Below are 18763 nucleotides of genomic sequence, written 5' to 3' on the forward strand. Positions count from 1 at the left end.
GAGAGGAGTAGGGGCCGCCTTTTCGGGATCAGACGCCCGGCCTTTGGGGCGTTGCCTGCAATTCCTTGGTCCGCAGGAGGCCGAGGCTGTGCTCGCGCCAGACGATGAACAGGCCGGTGGCGGCGACGATGGCGGCGCCGACCAGAACGGCGACGGTCGGCAGGTCGTCGAAGAGGAACCAGCCGAACAGCAGCGCCCAGATCATGGTGGTGTATTCGAAGGGCGCGATCACCGAGGTATCGGCAAAGCGGTAGGACTGGGTCACCAGGATCTGGCCGACGCCGCCCAGGATGCCGACGAGTATGAACAGGGCGAGGTCCATGGCATCCGGCATGTGCCAGCCCAGGGGGATGGTGCAGAGCGACAGACCGGCGGCCATGAGGAAGAAGTAGAAGACGATGGCGCCGGTCTTTTCCGTCTCCGTCAGGCGCCTGACCTGGATCATGGCTCCGGCGGAGCAGAAGGCTCCGGCGAAGGCGAACATGGCTCCGATGGTCGGGCCCGCATTCAGTTCTCCGCCAAACGTCCCGAGCTTCAGGTAGGGCGACAGCATGATCAGGACGCCGACGAAGCCGATGCCCACCGCCGTCCACCGATAGGCCCGCACCGTCTCCTTGAGAAGAAGCGCCGCCAGGATCACGGCGATGAGCGGCGAGGCGTAGCCGATGGCGATGGCATCGTGCAGGGGCAGGTAGGAGAGGGCGGCAAAGCCGAGATACATGGCGCTCGTGCCGATGAAGCCGCGCTTGAAATGCCCGGCCACATTCTTCGTGCGCACCGCATTGATGAGATCCCCCTGCCATTTCAGCCAGAGCAGCAGCGGCAGCAGCGCGAAGGCGCAGCGGAAGAACACGATCTCTCCGACGGGATAGCGGACGGTGAGCGTCTTGAGGGTCGCCGACATCATCGTGAAGACGACGGCGGATATGACTTTGAGGGAGATCCCCAGAAGAGGTTTCACGGGAAATGGATTTTCACGGCTGGCGTCGCTTTGAGGAACGCAACCAATCACGGACGGGCCGCCCCGTGAACCCCTAATCGGTGCCAAAGCCCCTGCGTCGGACGCATAGGCTCAGGATTGAACCGCCCTCGAACGCTTGATGTGGGAGCGTATGTAGCCGATCGCCGTCAGGACCAGCCAGGCCGATTGGGTCACGAAAGACGCCAGATTGAAGTCGAACAGCAGCGAATAGAGAATCAGCAATGCGCCCAACGCGTTGAGAAGCGCATAGCGATTGTCCTCGACTTTCAAGGTGCCGAGCTGCAGCAGCCCATAGGCGGACAAATAGGCCGCCACCCCGATCAGCCCGACGAGGTCAGGTAGGTTCATCACGATCTCCGCGCGATCCGCTGCGGAGCCTGTAGGGCAAATCTTTTGCTCTTGAAAGCGGGCTTTTGCCTCACCTGCGGAGGGTCGGCTGCGGCCTGCCGTCACAAATCTGCAGGAAAACCGTCATGGGGACGAGACGCGAATCCGGTTTTGGTTTGTTCAGCAAGCCCGTCGGAGGAGCCCATGGCTCAGGAAGCGAATGCTGTGCGCGTAAGGACATTGTTCCTGTCGGACCTTCACCTCGGCACCAAGGGGTGCCAGGCGGGTGCGCTGCTGGAATTCCTCAAGGTCTACGATGCCGACACGATCTATCTGGTCGGCGACATCGTCGACGGCTGGAAGCTGAAATCGGGCTTTTACTGGCCACAGGCCCATAACGACGTGGTGCAGAAGCTCCTGCGCAAGGTCCGAAAGGGGGCGCGTCTCATCTACCTTCCGGGCAACCACGACGAGTTCCTGCGCGACTACATCGGCGTCAATCTCGGAGGCATCGAGCTTTCGGATTACGCCCTGCACGAGGCTGCGAACGGCAAGCGCTACCTCGTGATCCATGGCGACCAGTTCGATCTCGTGGTCCGCCACGCCCGCTGGCTCGCGCTTCTCGGCGACGGAGCCTACTCGGCGGCCCTGCTCGTCAACACCTATCTCAACATGGTGCGCCGGCGCCTCGGCCTGACCTATTGGTCGCTCTCGTCCTGGGCCAAGCTGAAGGTCAAGAACGCAGTGAACTACATCAGCCGCTTCGAGGAGCTCCTGGCCGCCGAGGCCCAGCGCCAGGGGGCCGACGGCGTCATCTGCGGTCATATCCATCACGCGATCATGCACGACCAGTTCTCCGGCATCGCCTATGTGAACACCGGCGACTGGGTCGAATCCTGCACGGCCGTGGTCGAACATTACGACGGGACCTTCGAGCTGATCCGTTGGGCGGAGGCGAAGCCGGTGGCCGTGGTATCCCCGACCCTCGTCGAGGCTGAGATCAGCGAGAGAGCGGCCTGATGCGTCTTCTGATCGCGACCGACGCGTGGCGCCCGCAGGTCAATGGCGTGGTGCGCTCCCTCGAGCATATGGCGGACGAGGCGCCGCATTTCGGCGCCGAAGTGATCTTCCTGACGCCGGAACGCTTCCGCTCCCTGCCCATGCCGACCTATCCGGAAATCCGCCTGTCCCTGGTGTGGCAGTCTTCCGTCGCCCGCCATCTCGAGGCGATGAGGCCCACCCATATTCACATCGCGACCGAGGGTCCGATCGGGCTGGCGACGCGCCTCGCATGCGCCCGCGAGGGGCGGGCCTTCACGACGAGCTATCACACTCGCTTCCCCGAATATGTCGCGGCCCGCACGAGGATTCCCGAAGCCTGGTCCTACAGGGCCCTCAAGCGGTTCCATCGGGCCGCGCGCGCCATGATGGTCAGCACCCCCTCCCTCGAGCGGGAACTGACCGGTCGAGGCTTTCAGAACATCATGCGCTGGACCCGGGGCGTGGATACGAGCCTGTTCCGGCCGAGGCGCGAGCGGGTGCTGGACGCTGCATCGCCGGTCTTCCTCTATGTCGGGCGGGTGGCGGTGGAGAAGAACCTCGAGGCCTTCCTGAGCCTCGACCTGCCCGGCACGAAGGTGATCGTCGGCGACGGGCCGTCCCGCGATGATCTGGAGCGGAGATACCCGGAGACCCGCTTCCTCGGCGCCCTATCGGGCGAGGACCTGGCGCGGGTCTATGCGTCGGCCGACGTGTTCGTGTTCCCGAGCCTCACTGATACCTTTGGCATTGTCCTTCTGGAAGCTCTTGCCTCCGGCCTGCCAATCGCCGCCTTCCCGGTCACCGGCCCGCTCGATGTAATCGGCGCCTCGGGCTGCGGCATCCTGGATCGGGATCTGAGGCAGGCCGCTCTCGCAGCGCTCGCGCTTCCCAGGGACAAGTGCCGCGCCTACGGCGAGACCTTCACCTGGCACGAGAGCGCGCGGCAGTTCTTCTCGAACATCGAGGTAGCCCACGCGGAAGCATAGATCGCCTACATCAGGAAAGCGGGGTGCGGATGGAGATGCCGGGCCTTCTCACCCTCGAAAGGGCTTGGTTCCGATGCATTCTCTGCCTGTCCGGCCTTCGCATCGCAGAGGGCGATCATCGCCCGGACGTGCCGTTCCAGGTATTGGAAGGTCAGGACCATATGCCTGATCCTTTGCTCTGCGGCCGCCTGAAGTTCGGCCTCCGACGGAGCGCTCGAGGGATCATTGCCGTCGATCATGGGGAAGGAGCGTATGGCTTCCCTGGTCTGTCGGATGGCGACGGCCATCTCCTCGAGATCGGATCGGAGCCGCGCGACGGCCTTCTCATCGACCACCGGCTCCTTGAGCCGTTCCACGGCCTCGAGGATCGTCTGCGTGTCCGCATGGCGGTTGCGCCTTGCATATTCCTTCAGGAACCAGCGGCCGCGGGCTGTCTCCATGACGGCTGTCTCGATGGCGTCGAAATCCAGGTCGCCGAACGTGACGTCGGTCTCTTCATCGGGCATGGTAACGACATCCATCTCTGCCGGGCTTGATTCCCGTCTCCAACAGATGTGTGCAAAGCGCGGGCAAGCTCAACCCCTGCAAGGCTTTCAAGGGGAGTCGTGCACCGCGTTCTTGCTCTTTTTAACCTCCTATGTGACGCCAGAAGACCCGTTCCCGATGCATCCGCACAAAGCTCTCGAACTCCGTCTGGGTGCATTGCAGGCCGCCAGCTTCACCAGCCACGGAATCTACCTGCCGTTCTTTCCCCTGTGGCTGCAGAGCAAGTCCCTGTCGCCGACGCTCATCGGGCTCGTGGTCGCCATCCCGATCATCGTGCGAATCCTGGCGACCGCGCCGCTCCTGAGCCTCGCCGACCGGTCGGTCGGTGCGCGGCGGCTTCTGCTCGCGAGCCATTTCGGCCAGCTCATCGGCTTTCCCCTGTTCCTGCTCGCCGATGGCAGCATCGCCATCGTCGTCCTTGTCGCGCTCGTGGCCGTGGCGCAATCCTGCATCATCCCGGGCAACGATCTCGTTTCGACCAATGCGGTCCAGCGGCATCCCGGCCTGAACTATGGCCGGATCCGGGGCGCCGGGTCGGTGGCGTTCTTCATCACCAATATCGTCGGCGGCTATCTCGTCGGAGCCTTCGGGCCCAATGTCGTGATCGTGGCCCTGACCCTCATCCCGATCCTCGGAATCGGCGCGACGCTGGTCGCCGTACCTGCAGGAGCTCCCGAGCCCGTGAGCCAGGAACCCGGCCCGACGGAGAGCGAATCCCCGAAACTACCGCAGGTCCTCTGGCTGGTGCTGATCGCAGGAGCGTTGACGCAAGGGAGCCACGGCGCGCTCAACGCCTTCGCCAGCATCTATTGGCGCTCCATCGGCTTCTCGGATGCGGTCATCGGCTATTTCTGGGCCGCCGGCGTGATCGCGGAGATCCTGGTCTTCCTCTATCTCGGCCGGCATGTGGGCCGCAGCTCGGGCGTCGGCCTGATCCTGATCGGCTCAGGTGCGGCCGTGATCCGCTTCACGATCATGTCGCTGCAGCCGGGCACCGAGCTCATGTTCGTGCTCCAGGCGATGCACAGCCTGTCCTTCGCCGCCACACATATCGGAACCATGGCGGCCCTCGCGGCACTTGCGCCCATGAAGGCGCGGGGACGGGCGCAGGGCATCTACGGCTCTCTAGCCGCACTCACCACGGCAGCCTCCACGATCGTCAGCGGCATGATCTACAGCGAGGCGGGGGCAGGGGTCTTCGCCGCGATGGCGCCCTTGGGCGCCATCGGATTTGTGCTGATGCTCGTGGTCGTCCGGCTTCAGAAGAATCAGCGCATCGTGCGGAAAAGTGGTTCCGGTTTTCCGCCCTGAACGATGCGCTGCCCAAAAGATTGAGCATCGAATGGATCCCAAAAGTGGTGTCCACTTTTGGGTCCGATGCTCTAGCCCCAGAGAGCTGGCTCCGGCGGATAGACGATGCTGCCGTCGTAGCGCAGGCCAGGCTCCCTGTCCCTGGCGAGCAGGAGGGGGCCGTCGAGATCGACGAAGCGGGCGCGGGGTGCGAGCACCAGGGCCGGCGCCATCGCCAGCGAGGTTCCCACCATGCAGCCGATCATGAGGGAGAAACCCTTTGCCTCCGCCGCATCGGCCAAGGCCAGCGCTTCCGTTAGTCCGCCGGTCTTGTCGAGCTTGATGTTGACCACGTCATAGAGGCCGACCAGACGGTCGAGGTTAGCCCGGTCGTGCACGCTCTCGTCGGCCAGGATCGGAACGGGCCGCTCGATGCGGCCGAGATAGGAATCGCCTTGAGCGGGCAGGGGCTGCTCCACGAGCGCGTAGCCCTCCTCGGCGCAGGCCGCGAGATGAGCCTCGATATTCGCCTCGGTCCAGCCCTCGTTGGCATCCGCGATCAGCGTCGCCTGAGGCGCGGCGCGGCGGACCGCCCTGATGCGCTCGATATCGCCGTCCGGTGCGCCGAACTTCACCTTCAGGATCGGCCGCTCGGCCGCCTTTGCCGTGGCTTCCGCCATGCCCTCCGGGGTGTCGAGGCTGATCGTGTAGGCGGTGGTGGCCGGCGGCCAGCGGGTCAGGCCCGCCGTGACAGAGGCGCGGATGCCGGAGCGCTTGGCGTCGAGATCCCACAGGGCGCAGTCCACTGCATTGCGGGCAGCTCCCGGCGGCATCAGGTCCTGGAGTGCCTCGCGGGTTAGCCCGGTCTCGATTTTGGGCCGGACGGCTTCGATGGCGGCTGCGACCCCCTCGACCGTCTCGCCGTAGCGGGCATAAGGCACGCATTCCCCGTGGCCGATGGCGCCGGCTTCCTCGATCGTGGCTTTGACGACCACCGCCTCCGTCCGGGAGCCGCGGGCGATGGTGAACTTTCCGGCGATGGGGAAACGGTCGATGGAGATTGTGAGCTTGGGCATTCTCTCGGATTCTCGTTAACTACGGCTCGACTTGTGGCGCAGCGACACGCTATCACCAAACGGAATCAGTGCCGAAGGGATGATCGTGGCGCAGAGCACTTTGGCTCACGAGCCGCAAGCGACAATCGAGCGAGCCGAGGGGCAGACGACGGTTCGTCTGTCCGGCCCTTGGACGGCGCCCCATGCCGAACGGGTCGAGGCCGTTGCCGAGGCGATCGCCTCGGAAGTCGAGACTTATCCCCTGATTTTCGATATGGGCGGCATCGAGCGGCTCGACACTCTCGGCGCCTGGACCCTCAACCGAACCCGGCATGAGCTGTCGGCCAAGGGCAAGGCGGACATCGCCAACGCCTCGCCCGAGCAGGCCACCCTCATGGAAGAGACGGCCTATCGGGAATTTCAGGGCGATCAGAGACCCCGGCATTCCCGCCTGGTCGATTTCTTCGTCGATGTGGGCAGAACCGTCGTTGACGCGGGCAAGGATCTCGTCGGCGGCGTCGGCTTCCTGGGCGAGCTCGTCTCCGCACTGGTGCGGGTCATCGTCCATCCTGGCCGCTTCCGCGGTACGGCCGTGATCAACCAGCTGGAGCAGATCGCCTACCGGGGCGTGCCCATCATCGTGCTGATCTCGTTCCTGGTCGGCTGTATCGTCTCGCAGCAGGGCATCTTCCAGCTGATCAAGTTCGGGGCGACGCCCTTCGTCATCGACCTGATCGGCATCCTCGTGTTGCGCGAATTGGGCGTCCTGCTCACATCCATCATGGTTGCGGGCCGTTCCGGTTCGGCCTTCACGGCGGAGATCGGCTCCATGAAGATGCGGGAGGAGATCGACGCCCTGCGGGTCATGGGGCTCGATCCCATCGAGGTGCTCATCGTTCCGCGCATCATGGCGCTGGTGATCGGCCTGCCGCTGCTCACCTTCATCTCCTCCATCGCAGCCCTCGTGGGCGGCGGGCTGACCACCTGGATCTACGGCGACATCAGCCCCGACATCTTCCTGACCCGCCTCAGGGCCGCCGTCAGCCTGAACACCTTCCTGGTCGGCATGATCAAGGCGCCCTTCATGGCGCTGGTCATCGGCATCATCGCGACCTTGGAAGGGCTCGCCGTCGAGGGGTCCGCCGAGTCGCTCGGCCGCCATGTGACCTCCTCGGTCGTAAAGGCGATCTTCATGGTCATCGTGCTCGATGGCCTCTTCGCCATGTTCTTCGCAGCGATTAATTACTGAGATGATGCTCGAACGGCGCCACACCGACCCGACGAAGGACCGCGACGTGATCATCCGCGTGCGCGGGGTCGAGGTCGGATTCGGCGAGAGGACGATCCTGAAGGGTCTCGATCTCGACGTCTACCGCGGCGAGATCTTAGGTTTCGTCGGTGGTTCCGGCCAGGGCAAGTCGGTGCTGACACGCGCCATCCTCGGGCTCGTGCCCAAGCGGGCGGGCACCATCGAGGTGCTGGGTCAGAACCTGGACGATCTTTCCGTCGAACAGCGCCGGCAGCTCGAGCGGCACTGGGGCGTGCTGTTCCAGCAGGGGGCATTGTTCTCGGCCCTGACGGTCAAGCAGAACATCCAGGTTCCGATGCGGGAATATCTGAACCTCTCGGACCGCCTGCTCGACGAGATCGCCATGCTCAAGATCGAGATGGTGGGACTCAATCCGGACGCTGCGGACAAGCTTCCCTCCGAGCTTTCGGGCGGCATGATCAAGCGCGCGGCTCTGGCGCGGGCGCTCGCTCTCGACCCGGATATTGTTTTCCTCGACGAGCCGACTTCGGGCCTCGACCCCATCGGCGCCGGGGAGTTCGACGACCTTATTGCGACGTTACAGCGGACTTTAGGCCTGACCGTATTCATGGTAACCCATGACCTCGACAGCTTGTATTCGGTCTGCGACCGGATCGCGGCTTTGGGCGAGGGAAAAATTCTCGCGGAAGGTCCCATCGAGACGATGCTCGAATCGGATCATCCGTGGCTCCGCTCTTACTTTCATGGGAAACGGGCACGCGCGGTCATGGCCGGCGGCGCGCAAGGGTAACGATGGAAACGCGTGCAAATTACGCCTTGATCGGCCTCTTCACCCTGGCGGTGATCGCGGCCGCGTTCGGATTCGTCTACTGGTTCTCCGGTGGCGAGCGCGGTCAGGCGCGCCAGAGCATCCGCATCGTGTTCTCGGGCTCGGTCTCGGGCCTCTCCCAGGGCTCGAGCGTGTCCTTCAACGGCCTGCGCGTCGGCGACGTCACCGATATCAGCCTGCTGCCGGAAGACCCGCGCCGGGTCGTGGCCATCGTCCAGGTCGACAGCCGCACCCCGATCCGGGCCGATACCCGGGCCCGTCTGGAATACCAGGGCCTGACGGGCGTCGCGAATATCGGCCTCTCGGGCGGCGAGCCCAGCGCGCCGCCCCTGGCCGCGGGACCTGGCCAGCCCATGCCGACGATCTTCGCCGATCGCTCCGATTTCCAGGACCTGATCGAGACAGCCCGCAACATCGCGCGGCGGGCCGACGACGTCCTCGAGCGGGTGGGTCGCGTCGTGTCGGACAACGAGGGCGCCATCAGCCGGACGATCCAGAACGTTGAGCGCTTCTCGCAGGCTCTCGGCGAGAATTCGGAAGGCATCGACCGCTTCCTGGCCCAGATCGGCCAGGCGGCCGAGAAGGTAGGCCCTCTGGCCGAGAAGCTCGAGACCCTGGCGACCAACGTCGATACGATCGTGCGCGCCGTCGATCCGCAGCGCGTCACGCGCATCGTCGAGAATGTCGAGGGCTTCACGCAGTCCCTGGAGCAGAATCGCCAGGCCGTCACCAACACCCTGCGCAATGCCGAAAGCCTCGTCGCGCGCCTCAACGAGTCGGCGCCGAAGCTGGATAGCGCATTGGGCGATCTCTCGAATATCGCCAAGGCCATCGATCCGGCGAAGGTCGGCCGAACCGTCGACAAGTTCGAGGAGGTGGCGAGCGCCATCGACGGTCAGCGCGTGTCCCGGATCGTCGAGAACACGGACAATTTCACCCAGGCGCTGGGCCAGAACCGCGAGGTCATCAACAATGCCCTGCGCGATGCCGCGAGCCTGATCGCGACCCTCAATCAGACTGCGCCGAAGCTCGACAGCGCCGTGGCCGAGATCGACGAACTCGCCAAGGCCATCGATCCGGCCAAGATCGGACGGACGGTCGACAGTTTCGATACCTTCAGCCAGACCCTGAGCCAACGGAGTCCGGATATCGACAAGGCGATCCAGGAGGCGCGCTCGATCACGGAGAAGCTCAACAAGTCCGCCGACCGCATCGACAGCGTCCTGATCGGGGCGGAGAAGTTCCTCGGTTCGGCCTCGGGCGAGTCGGGCAAGGGGGCCTTCGACGAGATCCGCGCCGCCGCAATCTCCGTGCGCGAGCTTGCCGACGACCTGAACCGGCGCACCGAAGGCATCCAGGGCGTCCTGTCCGGCGTTGGCCGCTTTACGGATTCAGGGCTGCGGGAATATGAGGCTCTGGCGATTGAGGGTCGCAGGACCCTGGGAGACATCAGCCGGGCCGTACGGAGCATCGAGCGTAATCCACAGCAGTTTCTTTTCGGTGGCCGTTCGAACCTCCCCGAGTATAGTGGACGCCGTTAAGTAACCAGTATGCGTGGATCCTCCGTGTTGCTCCCTCAAACCGACCGAGCCTTCCCGCTCCGGCGTTTCGCGCCGGTGCTGGTTCTGGCTGCCTTGACCGGCGCCTGCTCGTCGGGGCCTGCGCCGGCGACCTACGATCTCTCGGCGCCTTCATCCCGCATCCGCGGCGCGGCCGGCGTTCAGGTGCTCGTGAACGAGCCTGCTGCCCTGCAGCAGCTCGCGACCCAGCAGATTCTGGTGAAGGATTCGAGCGGCTCGGTCTCGTTCATCGGAGGAGGGCAGTGGGCCGACAACCTGCCTCGCCTGATACAGACGCGCCTGATCAACACCTTCGAGAATTCCTCTCAGCTGCGAGGCGTCTCGCGTCCGAGCAGCGGGGCGGTGGCCGATGTCCAGCTGATCTCCGAGCTGCGCCGGTTCGAGATCGCGACACCCGACAATGCGGCCGTGGCCGAGATTTCCGTGAAGATCGTCAGCGACCGTGACGGGCGCATCGTGAATGGCCGCATCTTCCGCGCCGCCGTGCCGGCGAGTGCCGTCGATGCTCCGAACGCGGCTCGCGCCCTCGATGAGGCCCTCTCGGTGGTCATGCTCGACATCGTGCGCTGGGTGAGCGGCAGCCACCTGCCGCGGCGTGAGGATCCGAGCACCGCCATGAGCGAGCCGCGCCCGCCGGCTTGAGGCCGATTCAGGCTAACCGAGTCATGAACACGCTCTTCGTCATCACCGGCCTCGTGCCGGTGATCTCGTTCCTATGATGCGCAGCGTTTCTCCGATCGGGATGGCCGGCACAAGGCCGGCTATGACGTGGTGCGTGTCATCCCCGGCGGCCGCAGGCCGGGAAGGGGATCCACGATTAGGCGCTGTCGTTATGGATTCCCTTCCCCTCCGCTGCGCGTCCTCCCGGGAATGACACGTTTCGCTTTGCTTTTCACTCCAACAAAAAACGCGGCCCGAAGGCCGCGTTTTTCATGTTCCGGTTGAACCCCGATCCGATCAGTCGAACCGGCCGCTCGCGTGAGCCAGCATGGTGTAGACCTTGCCGGTTTCCGAGGTGAGGTAGGTCTTCGTCAGCATGGAGTCGCGGTCGTCGCGGGAGACTTCGGCGAGCAGGCGCTCGAACTCCTCGACATAGCGGTCCACCGTCTGGCGGAACTCCTCGTCGCGGCGATACTTGCGGCGGATCTCGTCGAAGGTCTGCTGACCCTGAAGGGTATAGAGGCGCCGGGTGAACACGTTGCTCTCGCCACGGCGATAGCGGTCCCAGAGCTCCAGCGCGGCGTCATGATCGATCATGCGCGCGATGTCGACGGAGATCGAATCGAGTGACTCGAGGCTGTTGGTCTTGGTGCGGTCAGGCCGGCCGGCGGGGCGGGCTGGCTCCGCCGTTTCCTCGCGCGAGGCCCGGTTCAGCAGATCCGACAGCCAGCCGCCACGGGCACCGGCCTCGCGGGCAGGCGCTTCCTCCCGGCGGGGAGCCGGCCGCTCGGCAGCCGGCGCTGCCTGTCGTGCAGGCGCCGGGGCCGGGGCGGGTACGGGGACCGGAGCAGGAGCAGGCTTCGGCTCCGCCTGGCGGGCAACCGTCGGAGCGGGGGCGGGAGCCGGTGTCTGGGCGATGCGCTGTTCGACGGCGGCGGCGACGGCCGCCATGGTGGCGGCGACCGGCGTCTCGTTCACCGCAGCCTTGCGGGGCGGGGCGGCCGGAGCCGCATCGACCATGCGGTTCGAGCGGGAGACCAGAGCGGAGAGCTCGTTGAGGGCCTTGATCTGATCGGCGACGACGCGGCGCATGTTGGCCGTGGTCTCCTGGGTCTCCTGCGGCAGCTCGACGACACCGCGGCGCAGTTCGGCGCGGGTGGCTTCCAGCTCGCGCTGGATCTGGCCGGTCATGCCGCGCAGCTCGCCCATCGTGTCGCGGAACTTTGCCGACGCACTGCCGAGCGCGTCCGTCATCTCCGCTGCTGCCTTCTCGTAGCCGGTGCGCAGGGCAGCTGCCGTCTTCTCGCTTTCCTCACCGGTGGTGGTGCGGATGCGCTCGAACTGCTCGCCGATGGCGCTGGTGGTCGTCTCGGCCGCGGCGGAGAGAATGGAGCCGATCTGGCTCGCCTTGGCCTCCACGTTCTGGAGGGAGTTCTCGAGAAGGGACGTGAAGGAGCGGGTGACGGATTCCAGATCCTGCGAGCGGTCGTTGATACGGCCGAGAAGCGCATCCAGAGCCTGCTGACGGCCGGCGAGCGCCTCGTTCATGCGCGTTTCGACGCGCTCGAGAGCGGCAGTGGCCTCGACAAGCGTGCGCATCTGCTCGCCGGTCGTGTCGGTGAGCGCGCGGCCGCGCTCCTCGAGGCTCTGGGTGAGTTCCAATGCTTGCTGGATGGCGCCGGTCGAGGCGCTGCGCAGGGCATCGACCTGATCGGCCACCTGGTCGGAGGCGCGGCCCGTCTGTGTGGCGATCTCCGAGAGGAGCGTTTCGATATGGGTGACGCGTCCGGCCAGCCCGTCCTCGACCGCGCCGAGATTGGTGCTGGCGGAGGCTGCAACCTGCTGAAGCAGCTGGTTGGCGTCGCTCAGGCGTCCGAGCACGTCGGTGAGTTCACCGCGCAGGCGGTCGTTGGCGCCCGTGAGCGCTTCGACCGTCCGCTCGGTGCCCTCGTCAACAGCGGTGCGCACGGCCTGCGTCGACTGCAGATAGGCAGCGGTCAGTTCCATCGCGCGCTGCTGGAGCGTAGACAGCATCGTGCCACTGCGATCCTGCAGGCTGCCGATGACCGCATTGCTGCGCTCTTCCAGGTCGCGCAGGGTGGTCTCGCTGATCGCCGCGACCTCGCGCCCGATCGTCTCGCTGCGGGTGCCGAGGTTTTCGATGAGCGACGCGCCTTCCGTGTCGAAGATCGAGCGGATCTCGCCGATGCGGCTCGTGAGCGAGCCGAGAACCGTCTGGCCGCGCTCGTCGATGGTCTCGGCAACGCCGCTGAGGCGGTTGACGACCCGGTCCTCGAGCATCGTGACACTGTGGTCGAGGGCTGCGGCGATCTCTTCCGCACGGGTGCCGAGCGTCTGGTTGATCTCGAACGCACGGGCGCCGAGGTTTTCCGAGATCTCGTCCGCGCGGGTGCCCAGCAGATCGTTGATCGAGGTGATGCGGCCGTCGAGCGACTGGCCGATCTGCTCGGCCTTCGAGGCGAGGGTGTCGGCGATGGTGTTGGTCCTGGCCGCAATCGCCTGGCTGATCTCATCCACGCGGGCCTGGAGCGAGGTCGCCACATCGCGTCCGCCTTCGGCCATGACCCGGGCCATCTCGCCGGTGCGCACCACGAGGGCTTCGTTGAGGGCGGTCGACCGGGCGGCAAGAACGCTGTCGACGCGCTCGACGATGGTGTCGAAATTGACCGTGATCTCCGATGTGCGGCGGGATGCATGCTCTTCGAGCGCGGTGAGCTGCGTCTCGATGGCAGTCGCCGCGTCGCGGGCCCGCTCGGTGAAGGATTCGGCGACGGTGCGGCCCTGCACGGTGATCAGGCGGTTCATCTCCTCGAGGCTGCCGGTGATCGTCTCGGTCATGCTGCCCACGTCGCGGGAGATGCGGTCGGCGACCTCGCTGCCGCGGCTGGTGACGTCCTCCAGGGTAGCGAGGCGGGCGCCGAGGGTTTCCTCCATCTCGCGGGTGCGGCTGTCGACTGTTGTCGACAATGTCTCGGCCGTGCGGTTGAGCGCCTCGTTCACGCGCGAGCCCTGGGTCGCGATCGCGAGCACGATATCCTTGGCGACGCTGGCAAGACGCGTCTGTGCATCGTCGGTGTGACGGGAGAGGGTGTCCGAAAATTCCTGGCCGCGGGTTTCGAAGGCGCTGCGGAAATCCGTGACATGACCGCCGAGAAGCGACGAGAGCCGCTCGCCGGTCTGGTTGAGGCTGCTCTCTAGCGCCTCGCCCTGGACGGTGACGGATTCGCTGACGCGCTGGCTCGCCGTTTCGAGGCGGGTGGCGAGATCCTCGACACGGGTGCCGATGGACTCGTCGGCCATGCGGACCGCGCCTTCCAGCTGCTCGCGCACTTCGCCGCCGCGCTGGCCGATCTCCCGGGTGACGTCCGCTGCGGTCGCTGCAAGCCGCTCGCGGAATTCGTTGCCGCGCAGAACGATCTCGTCGACGACGCCGTTGCCGGTGGTGGAAAGCTGCTCGCGCAGCGTGGCGCCGCGGTTCGACAGCTCGTTGATCAGGGTACCGGCGGTGAGGGCGAATTCCTCGCGCAGGCTGTCGCCGCTCGTGGAGAGTTCCTGGACCAGCGTCGCGCCGGTGGTGGAAAGCGCCTCGCGCATCTCGGTGCCGCGGGACACGATCTCCTCGCTCACGGAGGTGCCGGCCGCCGCGATCTGGTCGCGCATCTCGGCGGTGCGCGCGGAGATGTCGTCGGCGATCACGCCGCCGGTGGCGGCAAGCTTCTCGGTGATCTCAGCGCCGCGCTGGGTGAAGCTGTCCTCCAGGGTGCGGGCCGTCTGTTCGAATGCCTCGCGGACGTCGTTGCCCTGCTGGGCGAGGGCGTCGATCACGCCGCGGCCGGTTTCGGCCAGAGTGCGCGTGACTTGGCTCGCGCCATCCTGCAGGTGGCGGGTCAGAAGGTCGCCGGTACGCTCGAAGGCGCCGGTGATGTCCTGCGCCTTGCCCTCGAGGGCGCTCGTGATGGTGGTGCCGACTTCGGAGATGCCGTTCTTGATCTCGTCGCTGGAGCCCGCAAGACGCTCGACCAGCTCGACGCCGCGGCTCGCCATCTCCTCGACGACGCGCTCGCCGGCGCGGCCGAGGGCCTGGGTGATGTGGTCGCCCTGCTTTTCGAGCGAGGCGGTGACCTTGTCGCCGGCGCCGCTGACGGCGGAGACGACGCGCTCGCTGGCGCCGTCGAGATCCTGGATCAGGTTCTGGTGAACGCCTGTGATGGAGCCGCGCACGCGCTCCGCGTTCGAGACGATGGCCTCGCGCTGAGCGACCAGCTCGTCGATCAGCGAGCGGATGCGGATTTCGTTGTCGGAATAGGCGCGCTCCAGGGTCGAGATCTCGCTGCGCACGAGGGTCTCGAGCTCACCGGCACGGGCGAGCGCCCGCTCGACGCCATCGCCCACGGCCGCGACTTCACGGCGCACCGCCTGCGAGACGGACAGGACCGCATCGGTGGAGAAGTTCTCGGGCTGGGCCAGGCGCACGGCGACCTCGCCGACGGCGCGGGCGACCAGCTTCATCTCCTGCGAGCGGACGGTCAGCATCGCAGCGATATAGAACAGGAAGAGGGGGGCGATGAGACCGACCGCGCCCAGCGCCAGCTGCGACATCGAGAAGGTGGCCAGCAGCTGCTCGGGCGTGGTGATGCCCTGCAGGTAGACCAGTGCGCCGACGCCGCCGAGCCAGAGCAGGGAGGCGAGGGTTGCGAGCCAGTAAGCGCGGCGGGACGGGCGGACCTGCAGCGCCTGGAGCATCACGCCCACATTCTGGCGGTCATCGTTGGCGACGGAGTTCCGGTCGGGCGCGACGAAGCCGCGATGCAGATCGTCGAGCCGCGGATCGTGATCGTCGGCCTGGGCGGAGAGGGAATCGGAGCCGAGGCCGAAGGGCCCCTTGGTGAAGTCGTGATCGTCGATATCCGGCAGCTTGGGCTCTTCGAACGAAGGTTTGCCCCCGGAGCGCTCGGGCGTATGGATGACGAATGTCTCGTCAAGGTTGAGCGCCTGCTCGACAGCCGAAAGGGCTGCCTCCGCCGGGTCCTTCATCTTCTTGTTCTCGGTCGCCATGATCCGCCCTCGTGACGCAACTGTGATGGTGAGGCCGCCTCATTCCACGAAAAGCAAGGTGAATGCGTGGCCTCAGCCGGTACGGATCGCCCTATGGGTTTTCCGCACGGTAATCTGTCATTTACCAAGCAACTCTAGCGGCCGATCTGAAACAAGGAAACCCGATGTCCCCTGTCATTTATGAACGTCGTTAACGGCTTAGTAACCTGCTCTACCGGGGAAATTGCGGCGAAAAAACGGCAGGCTCTGCGCTCTTCTCTCGTCTTCCGGCGCAGTCTGTCTTAAGTATGCGCGCACAAGCAGAGGTCCGCAATGATCAATATTACGTTCGTCGATGCCGAAGGGACTGCCCGCACCGTCGAGGCGGAGGAGGGTGCGACCGTGATGGAAACCGCCATCCGCAACGGCGTCCCTGGGATCGAGGCCGAGTGCGGCGGCGCCTGCTCCTGCGCCACCTGTCACGTCTATGTCGCAGAGGAATGGGAATCGGCGACGGGGCAGCCTCAGCCGATGGAGGAGGATATGCTCGACTTCGCCTACGACGTGCGTCCCAACTCGCGGCTATCGTGCCAGATCCGCGTCCGTCCCGAACTCGACGGGCTCGTCGTCCACACTCCCACCCGCCAAGGATAAAGCTTCCTCGACGTGGTGAAGGAAGCTTATGTTTGTGATGCCGCATTTTTGACGGCGAACCGGTTCCGCTTCGCCTAATAAATGCTCTGTCTGGAGAAAAGCTGATGTTCAAGACGATCCTGGTGCCCGTCGATCTCGGTGAAGTGGACACGGCAAAGCCTGCCATCGACAAGGCGGTGGAAATCGCCAAGACCTCGGGCGGCACCCTGCGCCTGATCTATGTTCGCGCCATCGTGCCCGTGACCTACATGGAATTCATGCCGCCGACCTTCGACGAAGAGCAGCAGGGCGAGGCCGATGCCAAGCTCGCCAAGCTGGCGGCGGGCGTCGGCCTGCCGTCAGACAGGGTTTCTGCGGTGGTCCGTCTCGGCTCCGTCTATGCCGAGGTGCTGGACGAGGCGGAAAAGACCGGGGCGGACCTCGTCGTCATCGGCTCGCACCGGCCGACCATGGCCACTTATCTGCTCGGCTCCAACGCCGCGACCATCGTGCGCCACGCGAAGTGCTCGGTGCTGGTGGTGCGGGCTTAAACTATACGCATGGCATGGCCGTCCCCGGACTTGATCCGGGGATCAGTCCCGGCCATCCCGATACGGTGACGCGCCGCGCCTCACACAGCCGGGATCACCGGCACAAGGCCGGTGATGACGTGGGTTACAGATCGCTAATCCTCACCCCGCCTTCGGCAGCATTTCCTCGGGCAGAGCCCCGGACCGGAAGGGGCGAGGCTTGTTGAGCCGGATCATCGGCTCGATCTGCCACACTCCGACGACGCCGAGGAGCGCCCCGATCAGCGCGACGCCTGTTGCCCCCATCTGCAACGCCTGCCAGATCAGATAGACCATGGTGAGGAGTGAAGCGACGGCGAGTGCCGAGGTCGGAACCCAAAGACCCCAGGGCTTTCCGGCCACGAACCTCGCTTGCGGATTGGCGCGGGCGATAGTGTCGCACAGCGCCTGAACGAAGGCGCGATATTCCTGCGTCAGCTCCTGGGCCTCGACGAGGCTCTTCCAATTGAGCGAGTTGAAGGCGAAGGACTTGCCGTCCTTCATGATCACCTTCGTCCGGAACGACTTCTGCGCCAGCCGACCAGGCTCGTAGGTCATGCGCACCGTATCTACAGCGCCGAGCTGGACCTCATGCACCTTACGGCCGGAATCGACGGTGAGCTTGTCGCCCTTGATGACGAATGAGATCGGCCCGCCGAATGGCTTGGGGCTGTGGGTATAGGTCTGTGCCATGGGGGCTTCTTATCCCGGCACCCTTCGCTCGGCAAACCGGTTCACGCTCTAACGCACCAGCTCCCGCATCGCGTGGTCGATACCTTCGAGATTGAGCGGATACATGCGCTCCCCGAACGCTTGCCGGATCAGGGTGATGGATTGGGTGTAGCCCCAATGCGGCTGCGGCACGGGATTCAGCCACACCGCCCTCGGAAAATGATCGAGGATCCGCCGGAGCCAAGTCTGGCCAGGTTCCTCGTTCCAGTGCTCCACCGACCCGCCGGGATGGGTGACTTCGTAGGGGCTCATGGACGCATCGCCCACGAAGACCACGCGATAATCCGACGGATAGGTCCGGATCACGTCGAAGGTTGGGATGACTTGATCGAAGCGGCGGCGGTTTTCCTTCCACAGATTCTCGTAGACGCAGTTGTGGAAGTAGAAATGCTCGAAATGCTTGAACTCGAGCCGTGCCGCCGAAAAGAGCTCCTCGGCGATCTCGATGTGCCAATCCATGGAGCCGCCGACATCGAGGAAGAGCAGAACCTTCACCGCGTTGCGGCGCTCGGGCCGCAGGCGCACGTCGAGATAGCCCTTGTGCGCGGTCTCGTGGATCGTCTCGTCGAGATCGAGCTCCTCCGCAGAGCCGGTGCGGGCGAAGCGGCGCAGGCGCCGCAGCGCGATGCGCATGTTGCGCACGCCGAGCTCGACGCTGTCGTCGAAATCCTTGAACTCGCGCTTGTCCCACACCTTCACCGCGCGGAAGTTGCGGTTCTTGTCCTGGCCGATGCGGACGCCTTCCGGGTTGTAGCCATAGGCGCCGTAGGGCGAGGTGCCGGCGGTGCCGATCCATTTGTTGCCGCCCTGGTGACGGCCCTTCTGCTCCTTGAGACGCTCCTTCAGCTTCTCCCAGCCCATGGCCTCGATCTGCTTCTTCTCCTCGTCGGTGAGATAGCGCTCGGCGAGCTTGCGCAGCCATTCTTCGGGGATGCCGGTCTCATCGACCGCGTGGCCCATGCTTTCGATGCCCTTGAACACATGGGCGAAGACCTGGTCGAACTTGTCGAAATGGCGCTCGTCCTTCACCAGGCAGGTGCGGGAGAGATAGTAGAATTCCTCGACGCTCTTGTCGGCCAGATCGCGGTCGAGCGCTTCCAGCAGGGACAGGTACTCCCGGAAGGAGACCGGCACCTTGGCGGCGCGCAGCTCTGTGAAGAAGGTGAGGAACATCGCGTCAGAACATCGGACCCAAAAGTGGAATCCAC

At 65.2% G+C, this 18763-nt stretch carries 16 protein-coding genes; 9 read left to right on the forward strand and 7 right to left on the reverse strand.

From position 1 onward, the window contains the following. Positions 1 to 28: 28 nt before the first annotated feature. Positions 29 to 961 carry an EamA family transporter gene (locus JKL46_RS04515; RefSeq protein WP_201830215.1) on the reverse strand — a complete coding sequence of 311 codons (933 nt, stop codon included), beginning with the start codon at positions 959 to 961 and terminating at the stop codon, positions 29 to 31. 111 nt (positions 962 to 1072) lie between these two features. Next, positions 1073 to 1330: a CBU_0592 family membrane protein gene (locus tag JKL46_RS04520; RefSeq protein ID WP_201830216.1), complete on the reverse strand. Its 258-nt coding sequence runs from the start codon at positions 1328 to 1330 to the stop codon at positions 1073 to 1075. A gap of 183 nt (positions 1331 to 1513) precedes the next feature. Here JKL46_RS04520 and JKL46_RS04525 point away from each other — a divergent pair, with 183 nt between their 5' ends. Further along, the gene (locus tag JKL46_RS04525) at positions 1514 to 2329 is read left to right on the forward strand and encodes a UDP-2,3-diacylglucosamine diphosphatase (protein ID WP_201830217.1); all 816 of its coding nucleotides are present in this window, start codon (positions 1514 to 1516) and stop codon (positions 2327 to 2329) included. Next, entirely contained in the window at positions 2329 to 3336 is a 1008-nt protein-coding gene (locus JKL46_RS04530; RefSeq protein ID WP_201830218.1) for a glycosyltransferase family 4 protein, read from the forward strand. The genes JKL46_RS04525 and JKL46_RS04530 overlap by 1 nt, the downstream gene beginning before the upstream one ends. A 5-nt stretch (positions 3337 to 3341) precedes the next feature. On the opposite strand, the gene JKL46_RS36550 is transcribed toward JKL46_RS04530, so the two are convergent. After that, positions 3342 to 3842: a hypothetical protein gene (locus JKL46_RS36550; RefSeq protein WP_201830219.1), complete on the reverse strand. Its 501-nt coding sequence runs from the start codon at positions 3840 to 3842 to the stop codon at positions 3342 to 3344. Positions 3843 to 3999: 157 nt separating this feature from the next. On the opposite strand from JKL46_RS36550, the gene JKL46_RS04540 reads away from it, so the two are divergent. After that, positions 4000 to 5193, forward strand: a complete 1194-nt coding sequence (locus JKL46_RS04540) for an MFS transporter (protein WP_201830220.1) — start codon at positions 4000 to 4002, stop codon at positions 5191 to 5193. Between the two features lie 71 nt (positions 5194 to 5264). Here the strand turns inward: JKL46_RS04540 and dgcA are convergent, their stop codons facing one another. Next, positions 5265 to 6248, reverse strand: coding sequence for an N-acetyl-D-Glu racemase DgcA (gene dgcA / locus JKL46_RS04545; protein ID WP_201830221.1), 984 nt, complete (start codon positions 6246 to 6248; stop codon positions 5265 to 5267). A gap of 79 nt (positions 6249 to 6327) precedes the next feature. Here dgcA and JKL46_RS04550 point away from each other — a divergent pair, with 79 nt between their 5' ends. The 4 genes from JKL46_RS04550 to JKL46_RS04565 are packed head-to-tail and all read left to right on the forward strand — an operon-like array spanning position 6328 to position 10548. After that, positions 6328 to 7476 (forward strand): MlaE family lipid ABC transporter permease subunit, encoded by a 1149-nt coding sequence (locus tag JKL46_RS04550; protein ID WP_201830222.1) that lies wholly within the window; start codon positions 6328 to 6330, stop codon positions 7474 to 7476. A gap of 4 nt (positions 7477 to 7480) precedes the next feature. Beyond that, on the forward strand, positions 7481 to 8287 hold the full coding sequence (locus tag JKL46_RS04555) for an ABC transporter ATP-binding protein (protein WP_201830275.1): 807 nt from the start codon (positions 7481 to 7483) through the stop codon (positions 8285 to 8287). 2 nt (positions 8288 to 8289) lie between these two features. Next, on the forward strand, positions 8290 to 9867 hold the full coding sequence (locus tag JKL46_RS04560; RefSeq protein ID WP_201830223.1) for an MlaD family protein: 1578 nt from the start codon (positions 8290 to 8292) through the stop codon (positions 9865 to 9867). 24 nt (positions 9868 to 9891) lie between these two features. Next, a complete protein-coding gene (locus tag JKL46_RS04565) occupies positions 9892 to 10548 on the forward strand; it encodes an ABC-type transport auxiliary lipoprotein family protein (RefSeq protein ID WP_343074014.1) in 657 nt (218 codons plus the stop codon). Positions 10549 to 10863: 315 nt separating this feature from the next. Here the strand turns inward: JKL46_RS04565 and JKL46_RS04570 are convergent, their stop codons facing one another. Beyond that, positions 10864 to 15642 (reverse strand): apolipoprotein A-IV repeat region-like domain-containing protein, encoded by a 4779-nt coding sequence (locus JKL46_RS04570; RefSeq protein WP_201830225.1) that lies wholly within the window; start codon positions 15640 to 15642, stop codon positions 10864 to 10866. Between the two features lie 312 nt (positions 15643 to 15954). On the opposite strand from JKL46_RS04570, the gene JKL46_RS04575 reads away from it, so the two are divergent. Then, positions 15955 to 16275, forward strand: coding sequence for a 2Fe-2S iron-sulfur cluster-binding protein (locus tag JKL46_RS04575; protein ID WP_201830226.1), 321 nt, complete (start codon positions 15955 to 15957; stop codon positions 16273 to 16275). A 104-nt stretch (positions 16276 to 16379) separates the two neighbouring features. Then, positions 16380 to 16805 (forward strand): universal stress protein, encoded by a 426-nt coding sequence (locus tag JKL46_RS04580; RefSeq protein WP_201830227.1) that lies wholly within the window; start codon positions 16380 to 16382, stop codon positions 16803 to 16805. 141 nt (positions 16806 to 16946) lie between these two features. On the opposite strand, the gene JKL46_RS04585 is transcribed toward JKL46_RS04580, so the two are convergent. Then, positions 16947 to 17516, reverse strand: coding sequence for a hypothetical protein (locus tag JKL46_RS04585; RefSeq protein ID WP_201830228.1), 570 nt, complete (start codon positions 17514 to 17516; stop codon positions 16947 to 16949). A 48-nt stretch (positions 17517 to 17564) separates the two neighbouring features. Further along, positions 17565 to 18728, reverse strand: a complete 1164-nt coding sequence (locus JKL46_RS04590; protein ID WP_201830229.1) for a vWA domain-containing protein — start codon at positions 18726 to 18728, stop codon at positions 17565 to 17567. Between the last annotated feature and the right edge of the window lie 35 nt (positions 18729 to 18763).

The sequence above is a fragment of the Microvirga zambiensis WSM3693 genome (genome assembly GCF_016735695.1).
Classification (GTDB): domain Bacteria; phylum Pseudomonadota; class Alphaproteobacteria; order Rhizobiales; family Beijerinckiaceae; genus Microvirga; species Microvirga zambiensis.